The sequence below is a fragment of the Deltaproteobacteria bacterium genome, assembly GCA_030690165.1.
Lineage (GTDB): Bacteria > Desulfobacterota > GWC2-55-46 > UBA9637 > UBA9637 > JACRNJ01.
On the sequence record JAUYHF010000070.1, the window covers coordinates 1 to 14,856 of the forward strand.

The 14,856-nt window shown below is 45.8% G+C and carries 12 protein-coding genes; 6 read left to right on the forward strand and 6 right to left on the reverse strand.

Features of this window, described 5'->3' with window-relative positions:
* Positions 1-187: 187 nt before the first annotated feature.
* Genes Q8P28_11540 through Q8P28_11550 form a run of 3 tightly spaced genes read left to right on the forward strand, consistent with a single transcriptional unit; the run spans position 188 to position 1,835 of the window.
* Positions 188-703, forward strand: coding sequence for a prepilin-type N-terminal cleavage/methylation domain-containing protein (locus tag Q8P28_11540; protein ID MDP2683405.1), 516 nt, complete (start codon positions 188-190; stop codon positions 701-703).
* Positions 704-757: 54 nt separating this feature from the next.
* Complete coding sequence (locus tag Q8P28_11545) at positions 758-1,276, forward strand: type II secretion system protein (protein ID MDP2683406.1); 519 nt, start codon at positions 758-760, stop codon at positions 1,274-1,276.
* 10 nt (positions 1,277-1,286) lie between these two features.
* Positions 1,287-1,835, forward strand: coding sequence for a prepilin-type N-terminal cleavage/methylation domain-containing protein (locus Q8P28_11550; protein MDP2683407.1), 549 nt, complete (start codon positions 1,287-1,289; stop codon positions 1,833-1,835).
* A 68-nt stretch (positions 1,836-1,903) separates the two neighbouring features.
* Here the strand turns inward: Q8P28_11550 and Q8P28_11555 are convergent, their stop codons facing one another.
* The 5 genes from Q8P28_11555 to Q8P28_11575 all read right to left on the reverse strand — a co-directional run bounded on the left by Q8P28_11555 (position 1,904) and on the right by Q8P28_11575 (position 8,874).
* A complete protein-coding gene (locus Q8P28_11555; GenBank protein ID MDP2683408.1) occupies positions 1,904-2,428 on the reverse strand; it encodes a hypothetical protein in 525 nt (174 codons plus the stop codon).
* Between the two features lie 178 nt (positions 2,429-2,606).
* Entirely contained in the window at positions 2,607-5,759 is a 3,153-nt protein-coding gene (locus tag Q8P28_11560) for an efflux RND transporter permease subunit (GenBank protein ID MDP2683409.1), read from the reverse strand.
* Positions 5,760-6,839 carry an efflux RND transporter periplasmic adaptor subunit gene (locus Q8P28_11565; protein ID MDP2683410.1) on the reverse strand — a complete coding sequence of 360 codons (1,080 nt, stop codon included), beginning with the start codon at positions 6,837-6,839 and terminating at the stop codon, positions 5,760-5,762. It abuts the gene before it with no gap.
* Positions 6,840-6,862: 23 nt separating this feature from the next.
* Complete coding sequence (locus Q8P28_11570) at positions 6,863-8,176, reverse strand: TolC family protein (protein MDP2683411.1); 1,314 nt, start codon at positions 8,174-8,176, stop codon at positions 6,863-6,865.
* Positions 8,173-8,874 (reverse strand): TetR/AcrR family transcriptional regulator, encoded by a 702-nt coding sequence (locus Q8P28_11575; GenBank protein MDP2683412.1) that lies wholly within the window; start codon positions 8,872-8,874, stop codon positions 8,173-8,175. Before Q8P28_11575 ends, Q8P28_11570 begins: the two co-directional genes overlap by 4 nt.
* A gap of 18 nt (positions 8,875-8,892) precedes the next feature.
* Here Q8P28_11575 and Q8P28_11580 point away from each other — a divergent pair, with 18 nt between their 5' ends.
* The 3 genes from Q8P28_11580 to Q8P28_11590 all read left to right on the forward strand — a co-directional run bounded on the left by Q8P28_11580 (position 8,893) and on the right by Q8P28_11590 (position 13,272).
* Positions 8,893-9,840: a MoxR family ATPase gene (locus Q8P28_11580; GenBank protein MDP2683413.1), complete on the forward strand. Its 948-nt coding sequence runs from the start codon at positions 8,893-8,895 to the stop codon at positions 9,838-9,840.
* Between the two features lie 50 nt (positions 9,841-9,890).
* On the forward strand, positions 9,891-10,949 hold the full coding sequence (locus tag Q8P28_11585; protein MDP2683414.1) for a DUF58 domain-containing protein: 1,059 nt from the start codon (positions 9,891-9,893) through the stop codon (positions 10,947-10,949).
* A 229-nt stretch (positions 10,950-11,178) separates the two neighbouring features.
* A complete protein-coding gene (locus Q8P28_11590) occupies positions 11,179-13,272 on the forward strand; it encodes a DUF3488 and transglutaminase-like domain-containing protein (protein MDP2683415.1) in 2,094 nt (697 codons plus the stop codon).
* On the opposite strand, the gene Q8P28_11595 is transcribed toward Q8P28_11590, so the two are convergent.
* Positions 13,256-14,856: response regulator (locus tag Q8P28_11595; GenBank protein ID MDP2683416.1), on the reverse strand; the 1,601-nt coding region annotated here is incomplete at its 5' end. The two genes, Q8P28_11590 and Q8P28_11595, sit on opposite strands and share 17 nt — an antisense overlap.

Below are 14,856 nucleotides of genomic sequence, written 5' to 3' on the forward strand. Positions count from 1 at the left end.
CCTTGACTATCCTTACTGCCTGTGCATAATTCTCTATTGTGGCTCTTTGAGTCATGGGGTATCCTCCTTTTGTTTTGGTATTGGCTTACCATGGAGATACCCCTTTCTTGCTTCTGACACAAGAAATAATACATTACCTGACTACCGCTCGCTTGACCGAAAGGAAAAAAAGGATTAGAATTGTACTATGGATGACAGGGGTTTTACAATCATTGAGCTTGTAATGGTCATTATTGTGGTATCCATACTGGCAGCAGTGGCAATACCGCAGTTCGGCAGGTATTGGGCAGGCATAAAGCTGAATAATGCGGTAATGAAAATAGCCTCTGACATACGCTATGCGCAGAACAGGGCAACAACGACACAGCAGAGGACCAGGGTCATTTTTTCGAGCAGCACCACATATGATATTCAATCTTGCCCTATCGCCGCTCCATACAACACTACAACCTGCAAATGTCCTGACCCGGCAGATAATCTATGGGTACCTGCCACCGGCTTCCCCATAAATTTAAACAACACCGAATTCTTAGGCGTTACTATCACAGCGCCAGCAGCAGGAAGCTGGCTGGAATTTGATTCTTTGGGCAAGCCGTCTATTAACCCATGCGGCACTGCAACGGGAACAACGATTACTGTTCAAAACGGCAGTAGCACAAAACCTATCAACGTTGCAACACAGACAGGGATGGTGTCATATTAACTTGATAATTTCCTCTCCCCTTGCGGGAGAGGGTAGGGTGAGGGGGATTCCCAAATGAACAAAAAAGGCTTCACTCTCATAGAAATCGTCATGGTGATTGTGCTTCTCGGCATCATCATGCCGGGCATTATGTTCTATTTTATACAGGGCGTTAAAGACAGCGCAATCCCACAGAGGAGGACTACAGCCATATTCCTTGCAGAGGCATTGATGGAGGAGATAAAGTCAAAGAGCTGGGATGAGATTACGACTATCAACAGCACCTGCAGCAATGCAACTGCAATAGGTTTTGATGGAGTTGAAACAATCGCAACAAGAGCAATATGGAATGATATAGACGACTTTAATAACCTTGATAACACACCGCCTAAGGATTCACAGAATAATTCAATGACCAATTACCCCGGTTATAGACAACAAGTTAAAGTGGAATATGTTACTGCTGCCGACCTTAACCCAGCGGTTCCCCTTGTAGTGCCTCCATATACTTGCTACAAGCGGATTAAGGTGGATATAACGGATACCACGAGCAATGAGACAATTTCGCTTGTAAGCTTGATGACAAGTTATTAAACAATAAATTATGCAAAACCACAAAGGCTTTACCCTCATAGAAATGATAATGGTCATCATGCTCATCGGCATTATTGCCGCTGCCATCGCCGTTCCGTTGTCACAGGGCGTAAAGGGATGGTTTCAGGCAACCTCAAGAGAGGGCATAACCCAGAGCGGAAGGATTGCCATTGAGCGCATGGCAAGAGAGATACGGAATATGGCAAGGACAGCAGCAAATAACCCGTGCATATTAACAGCCACTGCTACATCCTTTAGTTTCAGCGACTCCAGCGGAAATATTACTACATGCAATACGATACAATTCAGTTGGGCAGGGGTGGCGGGAAATCCAATCATGCGCGGCGCCGACACCTTGGCGGATAATGTCAGTTCTATGACCATTCAATATTATGACAGCAATAATCAATGTATGTTGGCACAACCCAACTGTCCAGCTCCCATAGGAGTTACTATTAACACAATCCGCCGCCTCTCCATTGAGATAGCAAGCACACAAGGCGGCGAGACTGTGCGGAAATACAGCGAGGTCTATCTGTCAAATATGAAGGGATATTGAACAATAGCCTTGTAGGGTGTGCTATGCCCACCAAAGAACTGCTTGTGAACCTTAAAACGGTGAGCGCATTACTGATTGTGCGTTTGTTTTATCCCTATAAGAGCAGCTATCCCCATTCCTAAAAGCCCTACAATAATAGCGATGGCTCCGATTACGGTGAAATTATATGCCCAGTGCATATTGAATACACCGCCGAGATAAAGCATACCCGAATGGAATACCGCTCCCACTAAAAACATGATGCTAAGCAATGTCTTAAAATTGGCAGGTATGGCGAGTGTCAGCAACACAAGGCCGGCAACGATATTGAGCAGCGCCTCAAGATTACCGTGGACATGGGCTCCTTTAGCAGACAGTTTGCTTGTTTTAATATAGTCAAATATGCTGACAACAGCCGGGGCAATTACCTTATCGGGTCCGTCAGTTCCCTTAAAATCTCTCTGCGCCCCTTCCCTGACCTTCTCCACAAGCGCTGCCGTATTATTGAGAGATTGAGCATTCTTTCCAAGCTGAGGCACAAGCACCGCAGGCCCAAGCACAGCAGTAAACGCCAGATAAATGAAACCGAAAATTATGTTAATTTTGCCATTCATAGATTGTTCCTCCTTTTTTAGCAGAGACTTCCCGGCGGGGCGTCTTCACTGTATATATTCATGAATCATCCTCCCCTTTTTCACCTCCTTTTTCAGAAGTAAGTTCATGATTTTATTTTTTCAAAAAAGAATATATCCTTTTCATCCATTCCTTCATATCATCAAACACGGAATAAAACTAAACACCTCCTGCATGAGTTTGCCCCTTCTTAGAGAGATATTCACGGGCATCTATCAGCAGGCTCAGCAGGGATGGAATAACTAAAATGGTGAAAAGGGTAGAGAGGCTCAGCCCGCCAACGATAACACTCCCCAACCCCCTGTAAAGCTCGGAGCCTGCGCCCGGAAAAAGGACCAGCGGGAGCATCCCGAATACTGTGGTTCCAATGGTCATGAAGATTGGGCGCATCCTGTTTCTTACTGATTCCCGGATGGCCTCCCGGGGCGGCATCTGCTCGTTTCTTATATGGTTTAAGGTTTGATCAACAATGTATATGCCATTATTGACAACTATCCCGATGAGTATCACAAACCCAAGCATGGTCAGGACATTCAGCGGCTGAAATGAAAGAAACCGGTTGACCAGAGAAAGGCCTATGAAGCCGCCGACAGCAGCAGGAGGGACGCTGAACATAATGACCAGGGGATAGAGAAAGCTCTCATAGAGTGAGGCCATAAGCAGATAAGTGATTAGAAGGGTCAGGATAATGTTCCACTTAAGGGCGTCGAATGTGCGGGATAGGTCATCGGCTGTGCCGGAGAGTGTGATTCTGTACAGATCCCCAAGCTGTCCGCTCTTGGAGATGGGCGTCAGTATCTTCTCTTTAATAGAAGCGATGGCCTCCTCAAGTGGAATATCCGGAGGAGGTATTACCTGAATCGCAATGGAGCGCTCCCGTTCAGAGTGATTGATCTGCTCCGGCCCGGTAGTAACGCGAATATCGGCAACAGAACCGAGGGTAGTTACCCGGCCTGCCGGTGTCTGAATAGGGATCTCTGCCAGATCTTGAGTCCTGCTGGCATATTTGTCTTCCCCGCGAAGGATGAGGTCTATCTTTCTCCCCTCAAATTGGATTTCACTCGCCTTTGCCCCATCCACGAGCGCATCAACAGTAACCCCCAGTTCTGCGCTGGTCAGATTCAGATCTGCAGCCAGATCCCTTTTTGCAACAATCTGAACCTCCGGGTTGCCAAGGTCAAGTCCCGGTATAGGCCTTGCCTGACTGGTTGGAAAGAGCTGTCTGATCTGACCAAATATCTGTCCCCCTAATGCAACAAGCCTCTCCAACTCAGGGCCGTGGATTTCAATATCAATCGACCTCCCCTCCCCGATATCCCTCTGAAACAGGCTTGTCTGTGTCACAATTCCAATTATCCCCGGCAGGTCTGCCATAGCCATACGCATCACAGGAATAAGATCCTTGGCCCGTTCCGGGTCTGCTGAGATTGCCCCCATAAAGACCTGGCGCCCGCGGGCTACATAGAAGAAATTTCTTATAAGCGGACCTCCTGGCTTGGTAGTCTTTGGGGAGCCGGATTTTGCCTCCCACTCCCAGTAAGGGCGAAGCTTCTCCTCTACCTGCTTCCCCATTGCTGTCAATTCCCCAAGGTTATACCCTGGCGGTGGAAGGATTATACCGAGGATAAGGTTCCGGTTCCCCTCAGGGAGATATTCAGCCTTTGGAAGAAGCAACCAGCTTCCGAAAACAGCGAGTCCTGTAAGGAGAACAACAATAGCCGCCCTCCTGACAATGCTCCCGGAGATCCAGTAGACAAAATTGGCTACGCCTTCTCTTAACCTCCAGAAAAAGGATTGTGAAGGATTGGCGGACTGTGCAGATCTGTTCATAGCAAGTACCCGCGCTGCAAGGCTTGGGATAACGGTCAGGGCAATAATAAGACTCAAGCCTACACCGCTGCTTATGGCCACGGCGATATCCCGGAAGAGCTGGCCTGCCTCCTCCTTTATAAAGAAAATCGGGATGAAGACGGCTAAAGTGGTAAGTGTGCCGCCCAGCATGGCCCCCCACACCTCTGTAGCCCCATCGTTGGCCGCCTGCATCCTGGCTTTTCCCATTTCCTGATGGCGATAGATATTCTCCAGGGCAACGATACAGTTATCCACTACCATTCCTACAGCGAAGCTCATCCCTGCGAGGCTAATGACGTTTAATGTCCTTCCTAAAAGAAACATTATCAGGAATGTCCCTATAGCGCATATCGGGATAGAGGCGGCAATAACGAAGGTGCTGCTTATGCTCCTTAGGAATATAAGAAGGACAGCGACAACCAGCAGACCTCCAACCCACAGGTTATTCCTGACCAGGGAGATGGCGCTTGTGATATACTCCGTCTCATCGTAGACTTGATACATCTGCAGCCCTCGCTCCCGAAGCAGCCCATCATTAAGTTCGGCAACAGCCTTTTTCAGGCCGGTCATGGTCTTTAGGACATTTGCGCCTGTTGCCCGCTGCGCATTTATGGCTATGGCAGGCTCCCCCTGCTGCCGGACTACATTATCGGCATCCCTGTATCCCAGACGCACGGCTGCTACATCTCGGACATAAACCGGGACCCCATTCCTGCTTATGATGATTACATTTTCTATATCCTTGGTGGTTTGATATTCCCCAAGCGTCCGGACAACGAGTTCCCTCTTTCCTTCATCAAAGTCCCCCCCGCTGATATTTTTATTTTCCAGTTCCAGCGCTAATAACATCTGCTGTATAGTAATACCCCTCTGGGCCAGCCTATGAGGGTCAACAATGACCTCCATCTGTTTTTTTCTTCCACCGAAGATATTGGATGTGGCAACGCCCGGGACCCGTTCCAGACGGGGCTTTATATAATTGTCGGCAAAATCATAGAGGGTTGTGGGATCAATATCATTCCCTTTGAGCGGTTTAAACATAAACCACCCGATAGCGCCCTGGCGGGGATCCACGTTGCTGATAACCGGTTTTTCAACATCTCTGGGGTATTCACGCACCTGTTCAAGCTTATTGGAGACCTTGAGCAGGGCAGCGTCAATATCGGTTCCAACAGGAAACTCCAGGATAACCCTCCCTTGTCCCTCAAGGCTTTCGCTGGTCAGCTTCTTGAGCCCCTCCACGCTTTTAAGCTGTTCTTCCTGTTCCTGTACTATCTCCCGCTCCACCTCTTTGGGACTGGCCCCAAACCATCTGGTATCAACGGTAATCTTAGGTCTATCTATAGTAGGTGTAAGCTGAATTGGTATCTGTAATAGCCCTACTATGCCGAAAAGGGTAACAAGGAGAACCCCTACGGTAACAGTCACAGGATATTTAATAGACCAATCAGTGAGTTTCATCTATCTTTGCCCCTTTTTATTGCCAATAATCTCCACCTGTTGGCCTGGCCGGAGACGCTCATTCCCCCTAATCACTACCCTCTCCCCTGTTTTGACATTTCCTTTGATCTCTACCATGCCCTTTACAGAATTACCTAATTTGACCTCCTCCTCCCGGACAGCATCTCCATTAACGATATATACAAAGTTTCGTTCCCCCCGTATCACCAGGGCGTCCTTCGGGATTAGCCGTGCGGTGTAAGGGTCGCCTACAGAAAAAGAGACCTGCGCAGTCATCCCGCTTTTGATGGCCATATCACGGTTTTTAACCGCAACATCCACTGGAAATGTCCTGGCAGCATTGTCGGCTGCCGGGATGATTGCGGAGATTTTCCCGCTGGCTTTGAAAGAAGGCAGGGCATCAAAGCGGATAGGGACTGTTCTTCCTATCTTCAGCTTTCCGATGTACCGCTCCGGCACATCAACCCGGATACGGAGATGTTTAAGGTCTATCATCTCCACCACCGGGCTTCCCTCTTGAAGCCATTGGCCGACCTCCGTATGTTCTTTAGTAATCACCCCGTCAAAGGGGGCAAGTATCCTCGACTTGGAGATTAGATCCTCTAACCGTTCGATCTCAGCTGATAGTTGCAAAAGCCGTTCAGAGAGGGCCTTATCACGGGACATATCCTCTTCAAGCTGTTTAAGGGGAATAAGCTCCTCTTTAAAAAGCTGTGCTGAGCGGGCCATGTCCCTCTTGACCTGCTCATGATTTGCCTGCACCTCCATAAGGGCGGCCTTTGCAGCCTTGAGTTGAATCTTAAGTGATGTTACGTTGATCCGGGCCAGTATCTGCCCTTTCTTTACAGCATCCCCCTCCCTGACAGATAATTGCTCCACCAGACCTCTGACCTCACCGGCCACCAGGCTCTTCATCCTGGGTTCTACGCTTCCGATAAATGAGACTGACTGATTAATCTCCTGTTCCAGAACTTTGGAGACCAGAACCGGAGACTTGGGGGGGGGCGGTTGGGCAGAGGCCTTATAATCAAGAACAATGACCAAGATTGGAAGAATAGCAGCACACAGAAGATACTTCATAACCTTTCCCACTCCTTTGTGTTTTATTTCATCTCTTCAAGAAGGATGCCCACCCTCTTCTTTAACTCCAGGATTGCAAGTTGGTAATCATATTGAGCATTGGCAAGACCGCTCTGACCCAGGACCAGTGTTGTATTTGCGTCTATCACATCCACGTTTGTTGAGAGGCCGTATTGAAATTGTTTAAAAACCATATTGTAATTTTCCTCTGCAAACAAGACCTGCCTTTTAAATGATTCTATGATGGAATTAAATGAAAGAAGATTGTGAGACGCCTCCCTCACCTCCAATTCAATATCTTTTCTCAAACTTATCCTCTTAAACTCAGTCTGTCTTCTTTTGCTCTTTGCCTCATTCAGTTCAGCCCTTCTCAAACCGCCTTCAAATATAGGATAGGTAAATGTAATTCCGGCATACATGCTATCTTCATTGAAAAGGGTTGATTTTGGCTCCTGGTCCCTTTTTGAATAAACCCCTTCCAATTTAAGGCTTGGCAGAAAATTTCCAACGGCATAGTTAATTGCCTCAAGGGCAATATCCTCATCTATTTTACTTCGGATGTAATCCTGTCTTTTTTCCAAAGAAAGAGACACCAATTTGTCCAGACTTGTTTGAGGCGCAGGCTGGATATCGGGTTCTGCTGTCTTAAAATCATCTGATATGCCTAAAAATCTTGCTAATTTATCCTTTGCCACAAGAAGGTCTTTTTTAGCGCTGATAAGTTCTGTTTCTGCGCCTGCCACATCGGCCTCAGCCCGGAGGACTATAGCCTTTGTAACATCCCCTACCTTAAACCGTGCGACAGCCACCTTCCTTTGCTCTACTGCCCTTTTTAAGGCGGCATCCTTTATCTCCACAGTTTTTTTTGATTTCAGGACACTGTAATATATCCTTGAAACATTAAGCACAACCTCCTCTTTTGCAGCATTAAGACCGCTCATGCCCGCTACGGTCTTTTTCTTTGCCTGCCTCCAGAGGCTCCATTCCTTGCCTCCTGAATAGAGAGGCTGACTGAGTTTAACACTAAACGATGAACTGTTATCCGGTTGAACATTAAAGCCTCCTGATGTTGCACTTTCGGAATATTTTGTATAATTGGCATCCGCGGTAATGGTCGGGAGTATCTGGGATATTGCCTTATCAATCCCTGCCTCTGCCTGATACAGGTCTTCTTCAGACAACTTAACAGATTCATAGCCGGCAATAGCAAGCCGGGAGGCCTCAGCAAGGGTGATAGTCTTTTCTTCGGCAAAAACCGTAGCGGAAAGAATAAAGATAGTGAACAATAAGAGATAAAATTTGAAATTTGAAATTTGAAATTTGAAATTTGTATTCATACCTGCCTCCTCTCTATACCTTCAAAAAATATCTCCACAAATGTATCTGCCACCTTTTTTATAGACATTTTGAAAAATTTTTTCATGCCATAAACCTCCTGTGTCATACTGTAGTGAAGAACCATGCCCAGAAACGCCCTGGCTGCCAGATGCGCATTCACCTTTCTGAAACTTCCATCTTTTATAAGATTGTCGATATGCCTCGCCATGTAATCCATTATTTCCACTCCCCTTGTTTTTATGAATATATCGGAAAGCTTATACCCCTCCAATGCGCTGAACATAAGCAGTTTCATAAATTGAGGGTCGTCCTCGTGTGTCTGTATAAGATAAGCGGCTATTTCCCTGAACACATCCCTCCCCTCTTTGCCTTCTAATTTTTTCATCAGGAGCGACTGCCCCTGCCTGTCATTGCACTGCATGTCAATTATAGCAGAATAAAGCGCTTCCTTTCTTGCAAAGTGCCTGAAGATTATCGCCTCGCTTATCCCGGCCTTTTCCGCTATCTCCCTTGTGGTTGTCCCCTTGAAACCCTTCTGCGAAAAGAGCTTCATAGCAACCCTTACAATCTGTGCGCTTCTGTTTTTTGCCGTTAATCTTTTTTTAGCCATTATCTTGCTCCACAGGATATTAGTTAGTAAGCGCTCACTATATATCTTGGCATGCAGCTTGTCAAGTGTTGACTGGCGCACTGCCATTCTGATACAATCCTGAATATGAAAACCTCTATTGACGACATTTCAGGCAAGATTAGCTCTTTACAGAAAAATCTTGAAAAGATAATCAAAGGAAAGCCCGATGTCATCAAACAGGCGATAACAGCCCTCATAGCCAGAGGGCATCTGCTTATAGAAGATGTCCCTGGCATAGGCAAGACAACCCTTGCCCACGGGCTTGCCAAGTCTATAAACTGCAGCTTTCAGAGGATTCAGTTTACAAGCGACCTCCTCCCCTCTGATATTATAGGCGTTACCATTTATAATCAGGAAAGACATGTCTTTGAATTTAAACCAGGCCCTATATTTGCCCATATTATCCTGGCGGATGAGATAAATCGCACAACGCCAAAGACGCAGAGTTCTCTGCTTGAGGCAATGAGCGACAGACAGGTCTCTGTTGACAAGATAACCCATCCCCTTCCGGAACCGTTCATGGTAATTGCCACGCAAAATCCGATGGAATATGAAGGAACATATCCGCTGCCTGAATCTCAGATGGACAGATTTATGATGAGGATACGGATAGGCTATCCTGATACAAAGGCTGAAAAGGAGATACTTTTATCCCCTTCTTCTCTTCTTCAGCCCCAAAGCCTTGCCCCTGCCTTATCCACAGAGGAGGTAATATACCTGCAAACTCTGGTAGATAAAATAAAGGTTGATGATGACCTGGTGGAATATATCCTGTCAATTGCGGATGCCACAAGAAAATCTCTTAAGCTGCGATTGGGCGTAAGCCCCAGGGGGGCCATGATGCTGTATCGCGCTGCCCAGGCATTTGCCCTTGTAGACGGCAGGACATACTGCATTCCTGACGATATAAAGAAACTCTCAATACCTGTGTTCAGCCACAGGGTATTGACTTCTCAAGGCATGGAAGGAGAAACAGAAAATGCGGAAGGTATTATACAGGAGATAGTTGACGGTGTTGAAACGCCGTTATAGCTGATAGCTCATGGCTCATCGTCTTACCTATCAGCTATGAGCCATGAACTATGAGCTATTTATCCGCGCCCCTGCCGTGGCTTACAGCCGTTGCCAAACTATTAGCTGGAAAAAAACAGATTAGCAAGCATAGGGTAAGTTCATTTATCCTGCCAAGGACTTTATCCTTTACAAAGGAAGGGAAAAGATTTATTGCGATCCTTTTTGTAATCGGCATAGCCGCTATAAATACAGGAAATAATCTCCTCTATCTTGTTGTGGCAATGATGTTGTCTATCATAGTTATATCAGGCATACTTTCAGAATCCACATTAAGAGGTATAGAAGTAAAGAGAGCTATGCCAGGGCATATATTTGCAGGAAGACCTGTGACGGTGAAATGGAGTATTTCAAATATAAAGAGGGTTTTTCCGTCATTCTCTGTTTCAATAGATGAAATCCCTGCCAATAACGAATTTACCGCAGAATCAGGATATATAATAAAATTGCCTGCCCGCGCATCTGTTACTCATACACACTCTTATACCTTTAACAATAGGGGGTTGCATAAATTAGAAGGTTTTAAAATAAAAACCCGTTTCCCTTTTGGTTTTTTTCTAAAAGGGAGAAGACTGTTTGCGGCAACAGATGTGCTTGTATATCCAAATATAAAACCCGTAAGGCAGACAACTGCCGCGGGTTTTTTAAAAAGCGGCGAAGCGCCTGAAAAGATAAAGGGGCATAGCGCCAACCTTTACAATATTCGGGACTATACGCTCATGGATGATTCAAGGATTATACACTGGAAATCAACAGCCAAGACCGCAAGGCTTATGGCAAAGGAGTTTGAACAGGAAGGTGGAAAAAGGGTAAAGATTGTTTTCTCTAATACGCTGGTTTCCGATGCGGATTTTAACGATAGATTTGAGGATATGGTGGAAGAGGCAGCCGGCATGGCTGATTATTTTATAGGAACCGGCTTTGAGGTAGGTTTCAAGACTCTGACCTTGGAATTACCGTGCAGGTCAGGAAAGGAACAGCTTTACAGGATATTAAGAGAGCTTGCCCTTATAAAACCTGTGGCAGGCGATGAAACCGTGCCCCCGAATGTGAAGTTTGTAAGCCAATGAAACCACATAACCTTCAAACCCACCCTCACCTTAATCCTCTCCCTGAGGGAGAGGAGACAAAGTAGGGAATCCTTTTCTGAGGGAGAGGAAGATAAAGTAGGAATCCTATTCCTGTGAGAGAGAGGAAACTTTTTCGTTCCCTCCCCTTCAAGGGGAGAAATGCCTTTTCTTTTTCCTCCCCTTCAAGGGGAGGGTTAGGGTGGGGATGGGGTAAAAAAGGGATTTATAGATGAAATTTTCCACATATTTTATTCTCATATCGTATCTTATTGCAGGCACAGGACTTGTTGCGGTCAGCCTTACTAATATAATAAACCCTGTTTTTCTTGCAGGGATAAGCTGTGTTGTATTGTTAAGCCTTTTCTTAAGTATTAAGGGTAATTCTTTTAACATACCAGGGTTTATCTGGAACAGCCTTGCTGTAATAATATTGGTTGCCGGTCTTATAGACTATCTTTTCGTATCAAGGTCTCTTATAGATGTATCTCTCCGCTTTCTCACCATACTGATGGTTGCCAAGCTCTTTGATCTCAAGACAAACAGGGATTACGCCATACTCTACATTCTTACATTCTTTCAGCTTCTATCAGCATCTGCCTCAACAGTAAATATTTCATTTTTATTTGTCCTGGCATTATATATCCTGACAGGTATATGGGCGCTTACCATATTTAACCTCAAAAAAGACTGGGAGGAAAAGGGAGTTCCTCATAAGGAGATGGCAAAAAACATCCTTGGGCCGTATTTCTTTATTGCAACAGCAGGTCTGGCAGGCCTATCCCTTATTATTACCTTGTCTCTGTTTTTCATTATACCAAGGATGGAGGTTGGGTTCTTTTCCAGACAAACCGCTGATGTTCTGAAGGTATCAGGCTTTTCTGAAAAGGTAGACCTTGGGGAGCTTGGGCCAATCAAACTTGACCCGGCAATAGTTATGAGGGTGGAACTGCCGGATTACAAGGCATATGCTGCCCCGCGTCTCTATTTCAGGGGGGTATCATTTGATACTTATAACGGCGCCCAGTGGCAGCAGACAATAAAAGAGACAGCGCCTTTGAGAAGGGGCCAGGACGGCGTATGGAGAGCAGTCAGCGGGGAGTGGTCAAGGATAGGAACAAACATCCTGACACAAATAATCCTTCTTGAGCCAATAGAAACAAATGTCCTCTTTGCCGCATCCAATGGAATAGGGGTTTCAGGCAACTTTAAAAGTGTCATGGCTGACAGGACAGGTTCGCTTTATCTGCCGGCCCCGTCATATTCCAGAATTGAGTATACTGCATATTCCATATTGCCACCTCCCTCAAAGCCTATACTGCCGGAACAGGATTTGGGGACAGATTTAAAATCTGTCCCCACACAGTATCTTCATATACCGCCGGGATTAGAAAGGGTTTCTAATCTTGCAAGAGATATTACTGTGAAAAAAATAACTCCGTTTGAAAAGGCTGCTGCGATAGAAGAATATCTTATTAAAAATTTTCACTACACATTAAACCCAGTCAAAGGCAGCGGCAAAAACCCAGTAGAAGACTTTCTCTTTTATACAAAGGAAGGTTACTGTGAACAGTATGCAACCACAATGGCAATGATGCTCAGGGGAGCAGGGATTCCAAGCAGACTTGTCACAGGTTTTCTGCCCGGCGAATGGAATAAATTCGGAAACTATCTCATCATCCGGCAGAGGGACGCCCATTCATGGGTGGAGGCGTATATGCCCCCGACAGAATCAATCGGGGGCTGGGCTGCATTTGACCCAACACCGCCTGCCGAGGCAGTCGGGGCAATGCCGCCTGCAACCTCTGTTATAACCCTGTACTTAGATTCGCTTAAATGGAAGTGGAACAGATATATAATAAATTATTCTTTCAGAGACCAGATAAATTTTGCAAAGACTGTTGAAGGAAAGGGCCGCTCCATCATGTCAAACTTAAGATGGAATGCGCTTGTCAGTCAGGTGTCAGCAGCCGGCGGCCTTCATAAAAACCTGTTTATTGTCATTGCAGTATCAATGATTTCAGCCCTTATACTCACAACCATTATATGGAGGCTCGGTAGGCCGGGGGAGGAGACAAGGCGGTCAAAGGTTCCGTCATTTTATAAAAGCATGTTAAATATCCTGGCAAAAAAAGGGAAGATAAAAAAGGCAGGCGAGACAGCCCTGGAGTTTGCAAGAGATGTAAATATTGAAGAAGTAGAGACTATAACGGATATTTATTACAATGTCCGGTTTGGCGGGCACAGGTTAACAGAAAAGGAGCAAGGTGAAATAATGGACTATTTAAGGAGTTTAAAAAAGGCCGATATTATACCCCCTTCCTGAATATTGAAACCTTATTGCCTCCGCTTAGAGATGCATACTGAAATGCAGACTTTGCAGCATGGCTCACATTCGACATTAATTCGTTTGATTCATTGCCGTCTGCCGGAAAACCTGCAAGGCCTATGCTTATGGTCAGCCTTTCGGCTTTCTTCCCATCCGCTGATGGGAACGGGTGATTTTCCACCCTGACTCTGAGTTTTTCTGCAACCGTAGCAGCAGTCTCCTGCCTGATGTTGGGCAAAATAACAAGGAATTCATCCCCCCCGTATCTGATAAGGCAGTCAGCCGTTCGGATATTATCCTTTATCAATCCGGCAAGGTCAATGAGCGCCTCGTTTCCAAGGAGAAAACCGTTTCTTGCATTATAGTTATGCAGCCTGTCCACATCTATCAGCAGCACAGCAAACTGGAGCCCGTATCTTTTGCTGCGCGCGATCTCCTGCACTATCCAGTGGTTGAAATACCTGTTATTAAATACACCGGTCAACGGGTCTATCATCCTCGCCCTTGCAGGATATGCCATTTCAAGTTTTTTTATCTCATTTAAGAGGCCTTTTTTTGAAAAATCTGCCTTTCCGAGTATGTTGGCTATATTGTGTCCAAGCTTTGCCTTGTCAATTTCGGTTACATCCTTTACGGTAAATATCACTACGGGTATATCCTTTGCAGTAGGGTGTATTTTTAACTGTTCCACCACATCAAAACCGCTTACCTGCGGCATCATCAGATCCAGGATTATGAGATCCGGGTCCTTTTCTATTGCAAGGGCAATCCCTTCTTCACCGCCTGCGGCCTTAATCACGTTAAACCCTTCCTTTTCAAGGATATCGCCGAGTAATTGCAATACCTGCGGTTCATCATCTATAGCGAGAATGCTGAACGGATGTCTCTTTCCCTTTGCTATAAAACTGAGTTTGCCAAGCGCATGAAGGAGTTCGTCTTTATTAACCGGTTTTATCAGATAAGCTACAGCGCCGAGACTGAATCCCAATTCCTTATTATTGGCGGCCGAGGCTATTATCACAGGTATCTCGCAAGTATCATAAGATGCCTTTAACTCCCTTATTACATCCCAGCCGTCTTTCTTGGGAAGCATTATGCCTAGAATAACGGCAAATGGTTTTGTCAGAGCGGCCTTTTTCAGAACCTCATTGCCGTCGGCAGCAAGTTCAACGCAATAATCATTCTCCTCAAGATATGCCTTTATAAGCGCGTTCATGTCTGCGCTTTCGCCGGCAACCAATATTAAAGATGGCGGCTCATGAGTCAGCCGCTTAAACACGGACATATCCTTAGTATATGCAGGCTGCAGTCCTGAAACCCCCTGCGGAATTACAAGACTGAATTGAGTCCCCTTGCCATATTCGCTCTCCACCCATATCCTTCCGCCATGCAGTTCAATAAGTTTTTTGGTTAATGCCATACCAAGACCGGTGCCGCCATACTCCCTTGTTATTGAGGAGTCAAGCTGTTCAAAATCCCTGAATACCCTTGGGATGTCCTCATCTTTTATGCCTATGCCCGTGTCTTTTACAGAGATATGAAGAACCCTTTCCATGATATCGCCTTTTGCCTCTTCTGAAA